The sequence below is a fragment of the Domibacillus indicus genome, from assembly GCF_023715895.1.
In the GTDB taxonomy this organism is placed as follows: domain Bacteria; phylum Bacillota; class Bacilli; order Bacillales; family Domibacillaceae; genus Domibacillus; species Domibacillus indicus_A.
Genome location: NZ_JAMBOO010000001.1, coordinates 449,730 through 469,131, shown reverse-complemented (window position 1 = coordinate 469,131; position 19,402 = coordinate 449,730). Strand labels below are relative to the sequence as shown.

At 45.7% G+C, this 19,402-nt stretch carries 19 protein-coding genes; 17 read left to right on the top strand and 2 right to left on the bottom strand.

The genetic code is table 11. The features are described from left to right. Positions 1-13 precede the first annotated feature (13 nt). The 11 genes from M3221_RS02480 (at position 14) to M3221_RS02430 (ending at position 12,635) form a co-directional block, all read left to right on the top strand. Positions 14-1,051 carry a Gfo/Idh/MocA family protein gene (locus M3221_RS02480; RefSeq protein ID WP_251269962.1) on the top strand — a complete coding sequence of 346 codons (1,038 nt, stop codon included), beginning with the start codon at positions 14-16 and terminating at the stop codon, positions 1,049-1,051. Positions 1,052-1,065: 14 nt separating this feature from the next. Beyond that, positions 1,066-2,034, top strand: a complete 969-nt coding sequence (locus M3221_RS02475) for a sugar phosphate isomerase/epimerase family protein (RefSeq protein ID WP_251269961.1) — start codon at positions 1,066-1,068, stop codon at positions 2,032-2,034. Positions 2,035-2,462: 428 nt separating this feature from the next. Next, positions 2,463-3,347 carry a PucR family transcriptional regulator gene (locus tag M3221_RS02470; RefSeq protein ID WP_251269960.1) on the top strand — a complete coding sequence of 295 codons (885 nt, stop codon included), beginning with the start codon at positions 2,463-2,465 and terminating at the stop codon, positions 3,345-3,347. Positions 3,348-3,462: 115 nt separating this feature from the next. Further along, positions 3,463-4,563, top strand: coding sequence for an ABC transporter ATP-binding protein (locus M3221_RS02465; protein ID WP_242231781.1), 1,101 nt, complete (start codon positions 3,463-3,465; stop codon positions 4,561-4,563). A 438-nt stretch (positions 4,564-5,001) separates the two neighbouring features. Then, positions 5,002-5,781, top strand: a complete 780-nt coding sequence (locus tag M3221_RS02460; protein WP_251269959.1) for an SDR family oxidoreductase — start codon at positions 5,002-5,004, stop codon at positions 5,779-5,781. A 149-nt stretch (positions 5,782-5,930) separates the two neighbouring features. Continuing rightward, positions 5,931-7,997 (top strand): bifunctional aldolase/short-chain dehydrogenase, encoded by a 2,067-nt coding sequence (locus M3221_RS02455; protein ID WP_251269958.1) that lies wholly within the window; start codon positions 5,931-5,933, stop codon positions 7,995-7,997. A gap of 87 nt (positions 7,998-8,084) precedes the next feature. Then, positions 8,085-9,536, top strand: a complete 1,452-nt coding sequence (gene rhaB, locus M3221_RS02450; RefSeq protein ID WP_251269957.1) for a rhamnulokinase — start codon at positions 8,085-8,087, stop codon at positions 9,534-9,536. Continuing rightward, complete coding sequence (gene rhaA / locus M3221_RS02445) at positions 9,533-10,813, top strand: L-rhamnose isomerase (RefSeq protein WP_251269956.1); 1,281 nt, start codon at positions 9,533-9,535, stop codon at positions 10,811-10,813. Before rhaB ends, rhaA begins: the two co-directional genes overlap by 4 nt. 107 nt (positions 10,814-10,920) lie before the next feature. Beyond that, positions 10,921-11,259 (top strand): Dabb family protein, encoded by a 339-nt coding sequence (locus M3221_RS02440; protein ID WP_251269955.1) that lies wholly within the window; start codon positions 10,921-10,923, stop codon positions 11,257-11,259. Positions 11,260-11,519: 260 nt separating this feature from the next. Next, entirely contained in the window at positions 11,520-11,834 is a 315-nt protein-coding gene (gene rhaM, locus M3221_RS02435; RefSeq protein ID WP_251269954.1) for an L-rhamnose mutarotase, read from the top strand. A gap of 39 nt (positions 11,835-11,873) precedes the next feature. Beyond that, positions 11,874-12,635: a DeoR/GlpR family DNA-binding transcription regulator gene (locus M3221_RS02430; protein ID WP_251269953.1), complete on the top strand. Its 762-nt coding sequence runs from the start codon at positions 11,874-11,876 to the stop codon at positions 12,633-12,635. Between the two features lie 44 nt (positions 12,636-12,679). Here M3221_RS02430 and M3221_RS02425 read toward each other — a convergent pair whose 3' ends face one another. Then, positions 12,680-13,369 (bottom strand): TerC family protein, encoded by a 690-nt coding sequence (locus M3221_RS02425; RefSeq protein WP_242231772.1) that lies wholly within the window; start codon positions 13,367-13,369, stop codon positions 12,680-12,682. Between the two features lie 447 nt (positions 13,370-13,816). On the opposite strand from M3221_RS02425, the gene M3221_RS02420 reads away from it, so the two are divergent. Continuing rightward, positions 13,817-14,650: a VOC family protein gene (locus M3221_RS02420; RefSeq protein WP_251269952.1), complete on the top strand. Its 834-nt coding sequence runs from the start codon at positions 13,817-13,819 to the stop codon at positions 14,648-14,650. Positions 14,651-14,789: 139 nt separating this feature from the next. On the opposite strand, the gene M3221_RS02415 is transcribed toward M3221_RS02420, so the two are convergent. Then, positions 14,790-15,566 carry a 3-ketoacyl-ACP reductase gene (locus M3221_RS02415; RefSeq protein WP_251269951.1) on the bottom strand — a complete coding sequence of 259 codons (777 nt, stop codon included), beginning with the start codon at positions 15,564-15,566 and terminating at the stop codon, positions 14,790-14,792. A gap of 108 nt (positions 15,567-15,674) precedes the next feature. Here M3221_RS02415 and M3221_RS02410 point away from each other — a divergent pair, with 108 nt between their 5' ends. The 5 genes from M3221_RS02410 to M3221_RS02390 all read left to right on the top strand — a co-directional run bounded on the left by M3221_RS02410 (position 15,675) and on the right by M3221_RS02390 (position 19,150). Continuing rightward, a complete protein-coding gene (locus tag M3221_RS02410; protein WP_251269950.1) occupies positions 15,675-16,157 on the top strand; it encodes an HXXEE domain-containing protein in 483 nt (160 codons plus the stop codon). Positions 16,158-16,307: 150 nt separating this feature from the next. Then, positions 16,308-16,766: a small multi-drug export protein gene (locus M3221_RS02405; RefSeq protein WP_251269949.1), complete on the top strand. Its 459-nt coding sequence runs from the start codon at positions 16,308-16,310 to the stop codon at positions 16,764-16,766. Positions 16,767-16,772: 6 nt separating this feature from the next. Continuing rightward, complete coding sequence (gene nfsA / locus M3221_RS02400) at positions 16,773-17,501, top strand: oxygen-insensitive NADPH nitroreductase (RefSeq protein ID WP_242231767.1); 729 nt, start codon at positions 16,773-16,775, stop codon at positions 17,499-17,501. Continuing rightward, positions 17,498-18,718, top strand: coding sequence for a hypothetical protein (locus tag M3221_RS02395; protein ID WP_251269948.1), 1,221 nt, complete (start codon positions 17,498-17,500; stop codon positions 18,716-18,718). The genes nfsA and M3221_RS02395 overlap by 4 nt, the downstream gene beginning before the upstream one ends. 237 nt (positions 18,719-18,955) lie before the next feature. Further along, positions 18,956-19,150 carry a hypothetical protein gene (locus M3221_RS02390; RefSeq protein ID WP_251269947.1) on the top strand — a complete coding sequence of 65 codons (195 nt, stop codon included), beginning with the start codon at positions 18,956-18,958 and terminating at the stop codon, positions 19,148-19,150. The last annotated feature ends 252 nt before the right edge of the window (positions 19,151-19,402 follow it).

The window sequence follows — 19,402 nt, the reverse complement described above, 5'->3', positions numbered from 1 at the left end:
AGAGGTGACAAACATGACAAAACTGAGAATCGGCGTTTTAGGTACAGGGGGCATTGCAACAGAGCGGCATATTCCGGCTTTTAAACATGTGAAAGAAGCGGAAATCACGGCCGTAATGGATGTAAACGAGGAGAGGGCGAGAGAAACAGCCGAAAAATTTGGGATTGAGCACGTCTGCAAGAGCCTGGAAGAAATGCTTGAGAAAATTGACGCGCTGATTATCGCTACTCCAAATAAATTTCATGCTCCAGCCGCCGTACAGGCACTAAATGCCGGTGTTCATGTCATGTGTGAAAAGCCGATGGCATTGAATACAAAAGAGTGTGAGGAAATGGTTGCCGCAGCTGAAAAGTCAAAAAAGGTACTGCTTATTGCCTATCACTGGCGCTTTTTAAAAGAATCACGTGCGGCCAAACGGCTGATTGACAGCGGCGAAATTGGCCAGCCGCTTGTGATCCGCATTAAATCCATGCGGCGCCGTAAAGTACCGGGCTGGGGGGTATTTACAAATCGCGAACTTCAAGGAGGCGGCGCGCTGATCGACTATGGCTGCCACTTGCTTGATTTGGCAATGTGGCTTACCGGCAGTTCAAAACCATTTGAAGTGAGCGGCGCTACTTTTAACCATTTAAGTATGCAAAAAGATATGGTAAACGAATGGGGTACAATTAACCCGGCCACCTTTGAAGTAGAAGACCATGCCACGGCTTTTATCCGGCTTGAAAACGGGGCAGTGGTCATGTTTGAAACCTCATGGGCAGCGAACATTCCAAAAGATGAAGAAACGATCAGCATTTCCGGCACAAAAGGCGGCATTGATGTGTTTCCGCTTCGCCTGAACAAAGCCGAGCATGGCGTGCTGATCAACTCGGATATCGCATGGATTCCAGAAGAAAAGCCGTTTGCCATTTTGCAGGCGGAACATTTTACTTCCTGCTGCTTTGGAGAAAGCACGCCGCTTACAAATCCAGAGGAATCCATGTACGTATCGAGTATTATTGAATCTGTTTACGAAAGCGCCAAAATTGGCCGCAGCGTCAAAATCAGATAAAAGGAGCGATTCCATTGAAATTAGGTGTATTTACCGTATTATTCTCCAACAAGTCATTTGAGGACATGCTGGATCATGTAAAAGAAGCTGGCCTGGACGCCGTTGAAATTGGTACAGGCTGTTATCCGGGCAACGCGCATTGTCCGCTTGATGAGCTGCTGGAAGATGAGAAAAAGCGTGCCGATTATCTGGAAGCTGTGACGTCACGCGGTCTTACAATCAGTGCCTTCAGCTGCCATGGCAATCCGCTTACACCGGACAAGGCATTTGCGGAAGAATCCGATTCTGTACTTCGTAAAACGATTAAGCTCGCTTCTCTTTTGAATGTGCCGGTTGTTAACTGTTTTTCCGGCACTCCAGGAGACTCCGAGGAAGCTAAGCAGCCGAACTGGCCTGTTGTTCCGTGGCCGGCAGAATACCATGATATTTTAAAATGGCAGTGGGAGAAAAAGCTTATTCCATATTGGAAGGAAATTGGCGAAATTGCCAAAAGCCATAATGTAAAAATTGGGCTCGAGCTGCATGGCGGTTTCCTGGTTCATACTCCTTATACAATGCTTAAGCTTCGCGAGGAAACATGTGACGCCATTGGTGCAAACCTTGATCCAAGTCATTTGTGGTGGCAGGGTATTGATCCAGTAGCTGCCATTAAAATTCTCGGTAAAGCAGGTGCTATTCACCATTTTCACGCGAAAGACACGTATATTGATCAAGATAATGTCAACATGTACGGCTTGACAGATATGCAGCCTTACGGTGATGTGCAGTCACGTGCCTGGACATTCCGCAGTGTTGGCTGCGGTCATAGTGTACAGGAGTGGTCTGACATGATGAGCGCGCTCCGTCTATATAACTATGATTATGTCGTCAGCATCGAGCATGAAGATGCCATCATGTCTATCGACGAAGGCTTCAGCCGTGCTGTGAAAAATTTAAACGATGTACTGATCCGTGAATCTGCCGGTGAGATGTGGTGGGCGTAACAGAAGACGCGAAAAGGATAAAATCAAACCGATTTCATCCTTGAGAGGATAGACAAAGTAAGAAAGCAGGCTGATTGAAAACGTCTGCCTTTCCAGGAATGCAGCCGGCTGGGAAGCGGAGTGACCTTCTCCGGGTCATGAGCATTCAAAGCCGGAAAATGACGCCGAAAGCGGGCGTTTGTCAACAGCCTGAAGGATGAAATCAAGATGATTTCATCCTTTCTTATTGACCAAATAAGTTATGAAAAAGGGAATGAAACAACGAGTATACACGTCTCGTTGTTTCGATTATTTTCATGCTCCCTTCAGTATGATTTTGAATGGACTGGATAGGCGTTTTTCAGCGAATTTCAGTATAATAAGGAGAAAAGGGCGGGAACGGTTCCCTTCAGCGGATCGCTTCTGCTTATTGAAAGAAGGCAGCCGAGATGCAAAGTATCGATGTAATTTACAAAAGAGCCATTATGACAGAACAGCCTAAACTCGACGAAAGCCGCCTGCATTATTACGACAAACAACAGAACCGCTATATTTCTATTCCAAAAGAAGATGTGTCTGAAAGAGAAGAACAGCTTCTTTCCCATTTTTTTGTTCGAATCCGTGAAGACGGAGAAGCAAGCCAGTTTTCCTCGGCAGAACAAGCATGGTGGAACTTTCTGATGAAAGATGGGGAATACCCCGCTTTAAACGCAGACCGGGTCCGATTTTTATATATGAAGCTATCAGAGAATGACCGCGGCAGTTTTTTAGAAGCGGCCCATACATTTTTTGACCATGCTTTTCTGGTTGTCTGGACGGGAGAGCGGGAATGCATTCTTATAGAAGAAGAGTCTGATTATCCAATCCAAAAAACAGAGGCGCAAACGTTTCTGGATGTGCTCGCCGGGGACTTTTACATAACGGGGCGTCTGTTTATTGGACGGTTTGCACAAGCAGCCGCTTCATTAAAAAATCTATATAAGCGGGAAACGGAAGCGGCGCGCAAAGCGGTCCTGCTTGTTCCAGAGCAGCGGGTCACAACGATTGAAACGGTTATTCCTTATCTATTTTTGGCCCAAAGCCGCAGCGAGCTCTCGGAGCTGTTTCCAGAGGAATTGAAATGGTTTGAATCAGATGATGATTTGCGCCATACTCTTCAATTATTGATTCAAAATCATCTGAATGTAAGCCAGACTGCCAAGCAGCTTCACCTGCACCGCAACAGCCTGCAATATCGGATTGATAAATTCATTGACAGGACAAGCATTGATGTCCGTTCCTACGAAGGGGCTCTGTTAGTTTACATGCTGTGTTTAATCAGCACGCAAAAGTGAGAAGGACAACGTGCACAATGAAGAGCGAACGATCTTTGTGCACCCTGTCTATTTTTATTCAGTTTGTAAGCGAATACAATAGATTTAAGAAAACGGTTACAGGAGGAATTGGAAAATGGCTGAACTTCAACTAAACAATATCTATAAAGTCTATGATGGAAATGTAACGGCGGTAGAAGATTTTAATCTTCATATTCAGGACAAAGAATTTATCGTATTTGTCGGTCCGTCTGGCTGCGGGAAATCTACAACGCTGCGGATGATTGCCGGACTTGAAGAAATTTCAAAAGGCGATTTCTTTATCGATGACCGCCGTGTAAATGATGTAGCCCCAAAAGACCGTGATATTGCAATGGTATTCCAAAACTATGCCCTTTACCCGCATATGACCGTTTACGATAATATGGCATTTGGTTTAAAGCTTCGCAAAATGCCAAAAGAAGAAATCAAACAGCGCGTAGAAAACGCCGCCCAAATTCTTGGCCTGACAGAATATTTAAAACGGAAGCCAAAAGCTCTTTCCGGCGGTCAGCGCCAGCGTGTTGCACTTGGGCGTGCGATTGTCCGTGATGCTAAAGTATTCTTAATGGATGAGCCGCTTTCCAACCTCGATGCGAAGCTGCGTGTACAAATGCGCTCTGAAATTATTAAACTGCATCAGCGCTTGCAGACAACAACGATCTACGTAACGCATGATCAGACTGAAGCCTTAACGATGGCAACCCGGATTGTTGTTATGAAAGCCGGAAAAATCATGCAGATCGGTACGCCGAAAGAAGTATATGAAAATCCGGAAAACGCCTTTGTTGCCGGCTTTATTGGATCACCGCCAATGAACTTCTTTAATGCAGATCTTGGCGATGGCTATGTAAGAATTGGTACACAAAGGCTTGATGTGCCAGAAGGAAAAATGCGTTATCTGCGTGATCAGGGCTATGTAGGCAAGCAAATCATTCTTGGCGTTCGTCCGGAAGATATCCATGATGAACTGATTTTCCTTGAAGCATCCCAGCAATCTGCTTTTGAAGCAAAAGTAGCGGTGTCAGAGCTTCTCGGTGCAGAAATTATGGTGTATTCGGACATCGCAGGACAGAATTTTGTGGCACGCCTTGATTCACGTCTTGATATTGCGGCAGGTGAAAAACTGCAGCTGGCTTTCGACATGAACAAAGCGCACTTTTTCGATGCTACATCAGAAGTACGAATTCGCCCTTAATACGTTTTCAGCAGGAAGCAGCCCCCGGCTTCCTGTTTTTTTTGCTTTTTTTAAAGTAAAAGTAGAAAAGCGGTTTCAGAAGTATAGATACGGGGAATTAAAAAAGGACAGACGTACAAAAAGAAAAATGAATGTCGTTTCCACCTTGTATGGACTGTATCGGGTGAATGCTATGCTCCAATTGGTAACGGAATGGAAAAGCCATCGTCAGAGTCCTTGAAGCAGTTTCTGCAACGAAAAAGAGAGACTGCTGAACAACGAGCAGATCTTCTCCACACATATTCCCGAAAAAGGGAACGAAAAAAGCCTGTGCCAAATTTTCGGCACAGGCTTTTTTCATGTACCAAATATATTGGCTTCACCTTTGGAACATTTTGGCGTGTAGCCAGAACAAAAAAGAGTATAAACAAAAAGAGTCCAACAAAAGGAGCTATAAATATGAAAACAAAGAAAACAGCTGTGATTACAGGCGGGGCATCCGGGATCGGAAAAGCCGCAGCCCTTCGTCTTGCTGCAGACGGCGTTCTGGTCAGTCTTGTTGACCTGAACGCCGAACGCCTGAGTGTCACAGCGGAAGAAATCCGGCTCGCTGGAGGAGAGGTGCTTGTTTTTCACGAGGATATAACCAATGAACAGGGCATGGCACGCGTGATGCAAAAAACCGCCGAAGAAGCAGGCAGCATTGAGTGTGTTTTTGCAAATGGCGGCATTTTGGGGACTGTTTCCTCAATCGAGCATTTTACCAAAGAAAATTGGGCAAAAACCATTGAAAACAATGTGGTTGGCACCTTTGTGATCGTGAAATCGGCTATCCCTTATATGAAAGAAAGAGGCGGAAGCATCGTGCTGACAAGCTCGGTCAGCGGCAGCCGCCAGTTTGCTCAGGAAGGGTTCAGCGCGTACAGTACATCTAAAGCTGCCATTGCCGCTTTTTCTAAAATGGCGGCGCTTGAGCTTGCTCAATATCGCATTCGTGTCAATGCGATCTGTCCAGGCTCTATTGATACAAATATTTTTGAGTCGATGGATGAATCTGAGCGAACCAAAGACATTCATTTTCCACTCGATATCCCGAAAAATGCCATTCCGCTTACGAAAAAACCGGGCCAGCCAGAGCAGGTTGCCAGCTTGTTTGCTTTTCTAGTTTCCGATGACGCTTCCCATATCACAGGAACAGAAGTGTATGTAGACGGGGCGGAGACGCTTTTAAAGGGATAACTCAACCCCTTTCAGCTTAAACAGCTGAGAGGGGTTTTTTGTGTGGGGAAAAGAAAAAAAACAAAAAACAAAAAATATATTCAAAAATAAACAAATATATTGTACAATAAAACAAACATAAATAAAGGTTAAGGGTGGAGGAAAACAAAATGGTCAAAAACTTGTGGGAGTCCAATGAAGCGACAGCAAAGTCAGGTGTAGAAGAACTGGTTTACCGTTCCAATTTAATCGGTTCTGACCGCGCCGTATGCAACTGGGGCGGCGGCAATACATCTATGAAAACAACCGAAAAAGATTTTCGGGGCCGCGATATTGAAGTGATGTGGGTAAAAGGAAGCGGTTCCGATTTAGCCACAATGAAAGCAGAGAATTTTACCGGCTTAAACCTGGAAGATATCCGTCCGCTTATTGAGCGCGATGAAATGCCGGATGCAGAAATGGTAGAGTACTTGACGCATTGCATGATCGACAGCAAGCATCCGCGTATGTCGATTGAAACGCTCTTACATGCGTTCCTGCCATTTAAACACGTTGACCATACACATCCAGACGCTATTATCAGCCTTTGCTGCGCGGACAATGGGAAAGAGATTGCCAAAGAAATTTACGGCGACCGTTTTGTATGGGTTCCTTATGTGCGCCCGGGCTTTACCTTATCAAAAATGATTGCAGAAGGGGTAAAAAACAACCCAAATGCAGAGCTTGTCCTTATGGAAAAACACGGACTGGTTACATGGGGAGAAACATCCGAAGAGGCATACAGCCAAACCATCAATATCATTAACGAAGCAGAAAGCTATATCCAAAACAAACAAAAACAAACAGAAGCATTTGACGGCCAGGTTTACGAGTCATTAACGGAAGAGGAGCGCCAAAACGTATTGGCGGCTGTGATGCCAGTGATCCGCGGTGCAGTCAGCGATGAAAAGAAAATGATTCTTACTTATGATGATGGAGAAGATGTGCTTCAATTTGTCAACAGCAGAAATGCCGCCACGCTTTCACAAATAGGTGCAGCCTGCCCGGATCATCTTGTTCACACAAAAATGAAGCCGCTTTATATTGATTGGGATCCACAGAACGGTACGACAGAAGAGCTGATCGAGAAAGTAAAAGCAGGTGTAGAACAGTTTAAAGCCGAATATAAAGAGTACTTCGAACGAAACAAAAACGAAGGCGATGTGATGTTTGAGGCAGCACCGCGTGTAACCCTTATTCCGGGTGTCGGGATGGTAAACTCCGGCAAAAACATCACCATGGCGAATGTGAGCGGCGCCCTTTACCATCGTGCGATTGCGGTTATGAAAGGCTCAACGGCTCTTGGTGAATTTGTATCCTTAAGTGAAAACGAGTCCTATAACGTAGAATACTGGCCGCTCGAGCTGTACAAATTGTCTCTGGCGCCGGCTGAAGCAGAATTTTCCCGCAAAGTCGCGTTTATTACAGGCGGTGCCGGCGGGATTGGCAGCGCGACAGCCCGCCGTTTAGTGTCAGAGGGCGCTCATGTGGTGCTGGCTGACTTGAATCTTGAAGGAGCGGAAAAAGTAGCGGCCGAAATTAATGAGCAGTACAAGGAACAACGCGCGGCTGCCGTGAAAATGGATGTGACCAGCGAAGAGCAGGTGCAGGCGGCCTTTGCCAAAGCAGCCCTTACGTTTGGCGGTGTGGATTCAATCGTGAATAATGCAGGCCTGGCGACATCCAGCCCGTTTGATGAAACATCTTTGAAAGAATGGAATTTAAATATGAATGTACTTGGCACAGGCTATTTCCTTGTGGCGCGTGAAGCGTTCAAGCAAATGAAACAGCAGAGCATTGGCGGCAACATGGTATTTGTCGGTTCGAAAAACTCTGTGTACGCGGGGAAAAATGCTTCGGCTTACAGTGCCGTAAAAGCACTTGAAACACACCTGGCCCGCTGTATTGCAGCAGAAGGCGGCGAGTTTGGCATTCGTGTAAACTCGGTGCTGCCGGATGCCGTGCTGCAGGGATCAGCTATTTGGGGATCCAACTGGCGTAATGAGCGTGCGGCAGCATACGGCATTGAACCAGATCAGCTGGAAGAGCATTACCGGAAGCGCACGACGCTGCTTGTAAACATTTATCCGTCTGACATTGCGGAATCCATTGCGTTTTTCGCTTCATCCAAAGCCGACAAAACAACGGGCTGCATGATTACAGTTGACGGCGGCGTGCCGGCAGCGTTTACGCGATAAAGTTTCATCAGCAGGCAAGGGACTGCCTTATGTTGTAATGACATAGGCAGTCCGGCTGCTTTTGGCGTGAAAGAAGGAGTGATAGAAATGGCGCATATTGCAGTAGATATCGGCGCTTCAAGCGGCCGGCTTGTAGCGGGCGAAATAAAAGACGGCAAGCTTGTGATGAACGAAATTCACCGTTTTGCCAATGGGTTTCGGGAAGTAGATGGTACAAGTTATTGGGACATTGATCATTTACTCAATGAAATCATTAAAGGGCTGGCTGAAGCGAAAAAATGTGGCTATCATTCTGTCACCGTAGGGATTGATACGTGGGCGGTTGACTATGTATTGGTTGATGAAAATGGTAACCGCTTGCAAGAAGTCATTGCCTATCGGGACAGCCGGACTGAGCAGACGATAAGCAAAATCAGCCGGCATATAAACAAAAAGAGCATTTACGAAAAAACAGGCATTCAATTTTTACCGTTTAATACGCTCTATCAATTATATGAAGAAAAACAAGAGCTCATCAAGCGCGCAAAACATATTTTGCTTGTGCCTGATTATCTGGGATACTGCCTGACTGGACGTGCAGTTACAGAAGTGACCAATGCATCGACTATGCAGATGCTGAATGTAAAAACGCGTGATTTTGATGAAGAACTGCTGGCATTACTGTTTATTGAACGCCGCCAATTTCCGCCGTTCGCGGAACCGGGGGAGGAGCTTGGCCCTCTTGTAAAGGAACGTTTTCCAGGAGCAGATCTGCCGGATTGCCGCGTAATAGTGGCTGCGTCACATGACACCGCTTCCGCCATTGCCGGTACACCGGGAGAAGGCGAAAACTGGGCGTATTTAAGCAGCGGCACCTGGTCTCTGCTGGGGATTGAGTCGGCTGAGCCGGTGATCAGTGAGCGGTTTCTTGAAGATAATTATACGAATGAGTGGGGCGTTTTCGGCACATACCGCTTGTTAAAAAATATTATGGGCATGTGGATTATGCAGGAAGTGCGCCGGCATCTCCCGGTTGATTACACGTTTGCCGAGTTTGTAGATGAAGCGAGAAACGTGGAGCATTTCCGCCAGTTTGTCGACTTAAATGATGACCGTTTTTTAAACCCGGTTAACATGGTTGAAGAAATCAAAGCGTACTGTCGTGAAACCAATCAGCCTGTCCCGGAAACAGCCGGTGAGCTGGCCGCTTGTGTGTATGACAACCTGGCTATTATTTATGCCATTGCGATTCGAGATCTCGAGGAAATGACCGGCCAGCGGATTGACCGGCTGCACATTGTCGGCGGCGGAGCAAACAATAAACTGCTTAACCAGCTTACTGCAAATGTAAGCGGTAGAACAGTTTATGCGGGTCCTTCGGAAGCAACAGCGGTTGGCAATTTAATGATGCAGATGATCGCTTCAAAAGAACTTGGCAGCCTGCAGGAAGGAAGGGAACTTATTCGAGCTTCATTTCCGCTCCAGATATTTTCACCGCAGGAGCAGGCAGCAAAACGAATAGAACAGTTTAGTCAACATCGAAAGGGTGAAAAGGTATGAACGTAAAAGAACAATACGAAGCAGCGAAACAGGCATATGCCAAGTGGGGAATCGATGTAGATACGGCACTTGAAACATTAAAAAAAGTGCCCATTTCGATTCATTGCTGGCAGGGTGATGATATTGGCGGATTTGAAGTGAACAAAAGTGAATTATCGGGCGGCATTGATGTTACGGGGAACTACCCGGGCAAGGCAACCACACCAGAAGAGCTGCGGGCAGATTTAGAAAAAGCATTGTCGCTTATTCCGGGTACGCACCGGGTAAATCTGCATGCTTTATATGCGGAAACGAACGGAGAAGCAGTGGACCGTGACCAATTAAAGCCAGAGCATTTCGATAACTGGGTTCATTGGGCAAAACAGCATGGCCTCGGCCTTGATTTTAATCCGACGCTGTTCTCACACGAAAAAGCAGCAGACGGCTTGACACTTTCGCATCCGGACGAAGAAATCCGAAAGTTTTGGATTGATCACTGCATCGCATCTCGCAAAATCGGTGAGCATTTTGGCCGTGAGCTTGGAACGCCCTGCTTAACGAATGTTTGGATTCCAGATGGATACAAGGACATTCCAAGTGACCGCCTGACGCCCCGCAAAAGATTAAAAGAGTCATTGGATCAAATTTTTGCTGAAGATATCGATGAACAGTACCACCTGGATGCCGTGGAAAGCAAAGTATTCGGAATCGGCTCTGAGTCTTATGTGGTGGGGTCTCATGAATTTTATCTCGGCTATGCGCTGAAAAACAACAAATTATGCTTGCTTGATACGGGGCATTATCATCCGACTGAAACAGTTTCGAACAAAATTTCGTCCATGCTGCTTTATGCAGATAAGCTGGCGTTGCATGTATCACGACCAGTTCGCTGGGATAGTGACCATGTTGTCATTTTAGATGACGAGCTTCGGGAAATTGCGCTTGAAATTGTCCGTAACGATGCGCTCGATAAAGTGATTATCGGCCTTGATTTCTTTGATGCAAGCATTAACCGTGTAGCAGCGTGGACGATTGGTACGCGCAATATGATTAAAGCACTGCTGTATGCGCTTCTCGTGCCGAACGATCACTTAAAGCAGCTGCAGGAAGAAGGAAACTTCACCGAACGCCTTGCTTTGATGGAAGAGTTTAAAACGTATCCGTTCGGCGCCGTCTGGGATTACTACTGTGAGCAGATGAACGTGCCGGTGAAAGAGAGCTGGCTGAATGAGGTAAAGCAATACGAAGAAACGGTTTTGTCGAAACGGTCACAAAAAGAGCAGGAAGTAAGCAAATAAAACAGAAAAACCAAGAAAAAGTTCTTTTGCGAAAGGCCGCCCCAGAGATCTTCCACCGGGCGGCTTTTTCTTTTGCATATCTGCTGGAAAAATGGGGAATAAAACGAGTGAACGGAAAAAAAGGAAGGTGTGTAGCAAACATGTACGAACACTTGGTGTCTTTTAAATTTAAAGAAGAGGTAACAACGGAAAAGCAGCAGGAGCTGGCACTGCAGCTGTTGAAGTTTCAAGGAGAAATCCCGGGTATTATGAAGGTAACAGCCGGCATTAATGCAACAGATGAAGTAGAACAGGCACAAGGGTACACATTAGGCCTGCATGTTACATTTAAAGACAAACAGTCTTTAGAAGAGTACCAAACACACCCGCTGCATGAAAAATTTCTGTCCGAAATTGAAGGATTAACCGACAATGTCATCGTAGTGGATTATGAAGTTGCCTGGTAAAAAGCAGTGATTGTAAATAAACGAAAAGGAAAACCGGTACTTATAACAAGTGCCGGTTTTTTTTGTAGAAAAGATTAGCTTGTGCTTGTCTGTTAAATAAATAGAATATCCTGAAAAACGGAATAGCCATATGCCGACAGATGAGGTTGAAGATAAAAAGAGCTGGATTTTGTAAACAGCCGGTTTTTTTGTTTTGAAAGGGTATTCAAAAATAAACAAAAATAAGTTATGATAAAACAAAAAGAAACGGAGTGTAGGCGATGATTCGAAAAGCGACTGCGATGACTGTGTATAAAGACCAATATGAGGAATACAAAAAGCGTCATGATGAGCTTTGGCCTGAGCTGGCAGAGGCACTGCGGGCCCATGGAGCGCGCAACTATTCAATTTTTTTAGAGGAAGCGACGGGCAAGCTGTTTGCCTATGTGGAAATTGAGAGTGAAGAAAAATGGGCTCAAATGGCAGAGACAGATATTTGCCAGAGATGGTGGGCGTTTATGGAGCCGATAATGGAAACGAATCCGGATAACAGTCCAGTGGCGGTGGAGCTGAAAGACGTTTTTTATTTAGCATGATAAAATAAACAAAAACAAACAAAGGTCAGGTGCAAAAGGATGCTGGTAGCAGAGAGACATCAAAAAATTGTAGAGCTGGTGAATGAACGGTCAAGTATCCGCGTATCAGAGCTGAGCGATATTTTCTCCGTCACGGAAGAAACGATTCGCCGCGATCTTGAAAAGCTTGAAAAGGAAGGCAAACTGCAGCGAAGTCATGGCGGTGCGGTCAGCATGCAGGATGAAGAATCAGAAGTGCATTTTTCCGAGCGTGTCATTACGAATGTACAGGAAAAAAAAGTAATCGCACACGAAGCAGCCAAACGGGTGCAGGAAGGGGACCGCATTATTTTAGATGCAAGCACGACGGCCTGGTATATGGCGAAGGCGCTGCCGAATATGACACTGACAGTTATTACGAATTCGATAAAAGTGGTGATGGAACTAAGTAAAAAAGAACGGATCAACGTGATTTCAACCGGCGGTATTCTTCTGCCAAAGTCGTTATCGTTTGTTGGGCCGCTGGCGGAACGTTCTCTTGATTTATACCATGTGAACAAAACCTTTTTGTCCTGCAAAGCCGTTCATCTTGATGCAGGTCTGAGTGATTCTAATGAGCAGCAGGCTCTTTTAAAAAAGAAAATGATGGAGCAGTCAGATGAAGTGTTTTTAATGGCTGATTCAAGCAAATTCGGCAAGCGTGCTTTTTCATCGATCGGGCCGCCAAGTGGTCTTTATGAAGTGATTACAGACAGAGGATTGGATGAAGCCATAAAAAGGGGATTGGACGAACGGCAGATCCATGTTGCCGTTGTGGAATAAAAAAACAGCCTGCTTTCGCAGAGAAAGCAGGCTGTTTGAATGTATTAAAGAGCATTTTCATCCAGGCGTGTATCGTTTTTTTCTTTGGCCATTTTGCGCTGTTTCAATGCACCAGCCAGTAAAATACCCGCTACGACGACAATCTCAAAGCCGTATTTGATAAATGGATTGGCAAAGTATCCGTTCATAAATGGTTCGCCAACAATCATTTTCGATGCTGTCCAGCCAAGAATCGCTGCCCCAATCATAATGATAATCGGGTAACGCTCAATCATTCTCAAAATTAACGTACTGCCCCACATAACAACTGGAATCGACACAAGCAAGCCGATGACCACAAGCCACATGTTTCCGTGAGAAGCGCCGGCAACAGCTAAAACGTTATCGAGTCCCATCAAAGCATCTGCGATAATAATCGTTTTAACGGCCCCCCATAGGGAGTCAGCTGCATTGACTTCATGCTCTTCTTCTTCCACAAGCAGTTTATATGCGATCCACACAAGCAGGATGCCGCCGATCAAGTGCAAGCCCGGAATTTCAAGCAGGTACACGACAAGCAATGTGGCGATTGCACGAATCACAATGGCCCCGATCGCTCCCCAAAGAATTACTTTCTTTTGTTGTTCTTTCGGAAGCTTGCGTGCAGCAAGACCGATCAAGATGGCGTTGTCGCCAGCGAGCACAAGGTCAATCATAATAATAGCAAATAATGCGGTTATAAATTCTGTTTCCATTTGCCCATCTCCTTTTTGTTTTTAATCAAAATAAAAGAGACCTCTGCCATAGGTATATGGCAAAGGTCTCGCTAAACACTAAATCAATAGGTCAATAAAGCCGGAGGAATGAATTCCACGTAATGACGACTTTATTTCAGTTTCCTGACGCTACTCCCCTTTACGGATGAAGGCGATATTCAGTTCATAATGCTTGTGGGTTTATTGTAACAGGTGAAGCGCTAAAAGAAAAGATACTTTAAGATTGATTTTTTTTATTGACAGCCATTATTTTTCGTAAAGGCTGATAATGATCCCCTGTTTGTTTATACTATATTCACTTTTCTACACAAAGAGAGCTCTCTTAAAGGGTCATCGGGATGCTTGACTTTCACTTTTGATCATTTGTATAATTTGTTACATAAAGTAACTAAAATTAAAAAAGGTAACATAAGAGGAGAATAGACCATGAATCATTTTCATGAAAAGCCGCATACGTTTGTTGGAGAAGTGAGTATTCGTGTAACAGATTTGAATAGATCGATTGCATTTTATACGCAAATAATCGGCTTAAAAGTGTTGTCGCAGTCCGGGCAGCAGGCTGTATTAACAGCGAATGGACAAACAGCGTTGGTAACACTGGAGCAGCCAGAAGATGTCACACCGAAAGCAGGACGTACGTCGGGCCTGTATCATTTTGCGATTCTGCTGCCGGAGCGAAAAGGTTTGGCTCAATTTTTACGCCACCTGCTGCAAACAGGCTACCGTTTTGGCGCGGCCGACCATTACGTGAGCGAAGCGATTTACCTCGATGATCCTGACGGCAACGGCATTGAAGTGTACCGCGACCGCCCGGCGTCAGAATGGACGTGGAACGATGGACTGGTTGATATGGCTACTGTCCAGCTCGACGGGGACAGTATTCTTGCGGAAAGTGAAGAAGCATTTACGGGCCTTCCTGCTGGAACAATCATGGGGCACATTCATCTGCATGTTTCGAATATTCCGGATGCAGAACGTTTTTACACGGAAGGACTTGGCTTTGAGATTGTCAGCCATTATCCTCAGGCGATTTTTACTTCAACCGGCCGATATCATCACCACATTGCGTTAAATACATGGCAGGGGGTTGGTGCGCCGCGTCCAGCCGAAAACAGTGCAGGGCTCAATTGGTATACAATTGTGTTTCCGAATGAGGAAGCAAGAGAAGAAGCGGTGGCACGCCTTCAAAATATAGGTGCTAACGTCGATCAGTATGTAACAGAAGACCCGGCCGGAAATCAGATTCGTCTTCTCGTTTAAAAAGCAGCCGGCCTGCTCCGATTTTATGCAGCAGGCTTTTAAAGAGAGACGAAAAACATTTTAGAAACAGAGAAGCTGATAAAAACAGTCGCTTCACATATAAAAAACGCGCCGGCAGTTCCGGCGCGTTTACTTATTTTTATGGATTAGTTGACCAAAGTCCCGCTGATTTGATAAACGTGCGGCTGTTTAATTTCAGCTGTGCCACTACGAATTCCGCAATGTCTTCCGGCTGCATTACTTTGTCAGGATTGCCGTCCGTTAAGTTATTTTCAACTGCAAGGTCCGTTGCCACTGTACTTGGTGTCAGAGCTGTGACCCGAATATTGTGCTTCCGTACTTCAAGCGCAAGAGATTCCGTCAAGCCAAGCACGCCAAATTTAGATGCGCTGTAGGCGCTTGTGACTGGTGCTCCTTTTTGGCCTGCAGTCGAAGAAATGTTAATAATGTCGCCTGATTTTTGCTCGATTAAATCCGGCAGTACAGCGCGTGTTACATTGTACACACCCATCAGGTTGACATCGATAATTTTTTTCCATTCGTCCGGATCAAGGTCCATAAAACCGCCAAATTTTGCGATGCCGGCATTGTTGATGAGAATGTCTAACCCGCCAAGCTCTGCTTTCACTTTTTCAACAGCTGCTGTTACTTCTTCTAGATTTGAAACATCCGCCGTTGCGAACGCTGTTTTAATTTCTACCTTAGACGGCATCAGTACGGGGCGGCCGCACATATCACGTGTTGACACTTCCGGATTTAACCCGAGGTCCTCTGCTACTGCTTGTACATGTTCTTCTGTCCGTCCGATCAAGCCAATATGTACACCTTCCGCTGCGAGCGCTTCTGCAATCGCGCGTCCGATGCCGCGGCCTCCGCCTGTAATAATGGCTTTTTTTCCTTGTAATGATTGTGCCAAAGTATATTCCTCCTCCAATAAATCTCTTCGCTTTATCTTATCAGCCTGCCGCTGAGCGGACAATGGATATGCTTTCTATGGTTTAATAAATGGAAGGGAGGGAATATTGTGGCGCCAATCAAACAGCAGGCTGGATGGCACTTGTGTAAATGGGGACTGCCTGTTCTTTTTCTTGTACATAACATAGAGGAATCCTTTGGAATGATATCTTTTTTACACAACCGGTTTAGGATAGAAGCGGTCACACAGCGTCAATTCACAGCAGCTGTCGTTTTCCTGACTATCCTCGTTTTCTTTCTTGTTTTAACCTTTGGAAAGTCAAAAGCCTTTCTGCTGTTCGTTTATGGGACTATTTTTTTCAACGCTGTCCAGCATATTGTGCTGCTCGCTGTGTTCAGGGCGTATAATCCGGGTGCGGCCTCCGCTTGTGTGATTCTTGTACTCTTTCTTCTTTTTATCCGGCAGGTACGGCCGTTTCTGGAAAGAAAACTTATGCGTTTCGTTCTGCTCGGCAGCCTGCTTACTTATCCCTCTGCCACATGGGCAGCCCTATGGATAGGCGGCGTTATTTCACGAATCAGCTCTTATTAACTTTCAAAACGATGGCAACCAGCAGGGCCGGTTTCCTGCCGGATTGCTGGGGAGACTAAAACGAAGAACAGAAAGCACCGGATACTCTTTAGTTGCGGGGAGGACAGCCCTTCGTTAAAGTAAGAATAACAAGAAGATGGAGGCAGATGGATGCAGCTCATTGAGTATGCGCTTGTTTTTATCGCAGCTGCGATCCCCTGGATGGAGATTGCGCTTGTGATTCCAGTCGGAATTGTGCGCGGCCTGTCACCTTTTTGGGTCATGCTGCTGGCGTTCACAGGCAATATGGTGACAGTGCTTCTCTTAATTGCCGCTTTTTCAAAGGTAGAAGTCTGGCTGAAAAAACGGCTGGAGCGAACGGGCCTCAAAGGAACAAAACAAGCAGATCGCGCGCGCCAAATCATGAATCGATACGGATTTCCGACGCTCGCACTGCTCGGTCCCTTGTTTATCGGTACGCATATTGCAGTATTCATCGGGCTATCATTCGGGGCAAGCAGAGGATGGACAACTTTGTGGATAACAGTCAGTATCGCTCTTTGGACGCTTATTATTGGCATTGCTACAGTGCTTGGCTTTGACTTTTTTCTTCAACAAATGAAAGGATGATCATTTATGCTAGAGTTCTTGAAATCACATGTTTCCGTTCGAAAATACACAGATGAACCTGTTACAGAAGAGCAGCTTCATGACTTGATCGAAGCAGCTCAAGGTGCGGCTTCATCGCACTTTGTTCAGGCCTACTCCATTGTCGATGTAACAGATGCGGACAAACGGGACAAGCTTGCCGAGCTGTCAAAAAACCCGGTTCAAATCAAAGGCGCGGCACGCGCGCTTGTATTTTGTGCGGACTTAAAGCGGCTTGATTATGCAGCCAAAAAGCACGGAAAAACGGTCGAAGCGGGCACAGCCGAAAACTTTATGGTGGCGGTGATTGATACAGCTCTTTTCGCTCAAAACTTCGTTATTGCGGCTGAATCAAAAGGCTATGGGATTTGCTATATTGGCGGTGTCCGCAATAATCCCGGGCCGATCAGTGAGCTGTTAAACCTGCCTGAGCATGTGATTCCGTTATTCGGCTTAACATTTGGCGTTCCGGCTGAACGCAATGAAGTAAAACCACGTCTGCCGGTGCAAGCTGTTTTGCATACGAATGAATACGATGAAGCAAAATACGAAACGATTTTAGATGAGTACGATGATGTGATCCGCACGTATTACGCTAGCCGTTCTACCAACAATAAGTCAGCCGGCTGGACCGAGGGCATGGCCGATTATTTATCGCAGCCGCGCCGTGCGTATATGCTTGATTTTGTTCAGGGGAAGGGGTTCTTAAAGAAGTGAAACATGCGCAATTGGCCCAATGGGTCGACATGGTCAGGTCAAAGTTTGGCCTTGAAGACTACACATGTCTGGAGACGTTTGCCACGTATGAAAAAAACGAGTGGAACGAAACCAGCTATCGTTTTACGAGTGAATGGCTTCCTCCGGGACATTCCGAGCGTAAAGAAGACGAAACAAATCCAGAAGGCACGGCTGTTATAGAGCTTGACGCGAAAACAGGACGGCTGACCAATGTTGTGTTTGTGGGCGGACGGGCGCCCGAGCATGGCTTTTCGTTTTTAAGCGGGGATAGGGAAGAAGTCATCCGGTTTATTGAACAGGAAACCGGCTGGACCTATGGAAGCCAGTTTATAGATACAAGAGCGGAGACAGATTCCTTTACATTTGACCTTGCATACAAAGGCGTGCCCGTTACGCCGGGCGGCTCGGTTACAGTGGAAATGGATGAACAAAAAAAGCTGACCCTGTTTTCTGCTTACGGACTTGTGCCAGATGAAGCGGAAGAAGCAGAGTTCCAGCTTGATGCTGCCGCGCTTGAATCCTTGGCAAAAGAGCGGCTCGTATTTGTGGAATACCCGCTTATGAAAGAAGAAAAATGGCTGCCGCTGTTTATGATAGATGATGTGTTTGTCGATAATAAAACAGGAAAAGCGGTTTTACAGAAGCAGGACATCCTAACATGGAAAAGTGCAAAAAACCAGCGGGTAAAGCGAAAGCTTTTGCAGCTGGGGCCTGCAGAGATCGATGAAGAAGAACTTCTTCAGTTTCCGCCTCATCCCGATACAAAGCCGTTAACGAAAAAAACGCAGGCAAAAGTACGCGAAGCGGCTACTGCTTTTTTGCAGACGTATGTTCCAAAAGAAAGCGGTGAATGGGCGCTGTCGGACATAAGCCGGACGAAGGGCATGGTCAAAGCCAGGCTGGTGAACACAAAAGACATTACCGTCATTCCGGGAATGTACGATGTATTTATTGATTCTGAGTCATATAAAGTCGTTCATTATGTAGATAAAAGCAGCTGGATGACGGATGCATGTGCTGAATTCCAAAAAGCCGCCAAACCAATGCTTTCGAAAAATGAAGCATTTGATAAGATCAAGCCGCACATCACGGTCACACCAATGTATGTGTATAATGGTGAAAAGTACCGGCTGAATGGCAAGCTCGATTCACGTGCAGCTGTTCACGCAGCCACCGGAGAAGTATTGTTCTTGTAAAAAAGAAAGCAAAGCCCTTTTTTTCAAAAGAGCTTTGCTGAGACTGACGACAAAGTCGTCAGTCTTTTTTTATGAAAATTTTCACCGCCGAAAACAGGCAGGAGACTTTTCGAGAAACATTGCTTCCTAAAAAGAGCCGATAGGGGAAGTCCGGCTGGCTTCCCCATTTGTTTCGAAAAATCAGCAAAAAGCGCATCTCCACCTGCACTTTTACCGCTTTGGTGATAGGGCAGGCAGGTGTATCTATTAAGCTGTGCAGTCTTATTTAACCGCACAGGCGGCGGGTGTGCGGCGAAGACTTCTATGGGACTAGCGGGCTCAGCGCCTGCTCCATGGAAAGCAAAGCCGCGCGTCCGCCGCCTTATCGGCTCTCATCCCAACCACCTGCACACCTTGCATAAAAAAGAAACGAAAGAAATCCTTTGGCAATAGATTTTATTTGTCTACGCACTGAGCACAGCTCTTTTTTCAAAAGAGCTGTGCTTTTTTATACGCTTTGTTTTTTACTGTTAAATTACTGTTTAAAAAACAGATCATTCCATTTTCCTGCTGTTTGTAAAAAAAATCTAAAAGTACTTCTTTAAGTCATAGGTCTATATTTTTATTCTTAAAAAAAGGAGCATGAATATCTACTTTTTAAACAATCACAACTGTTTTTTGGCTATTCAAATGGCGTTTACGAGA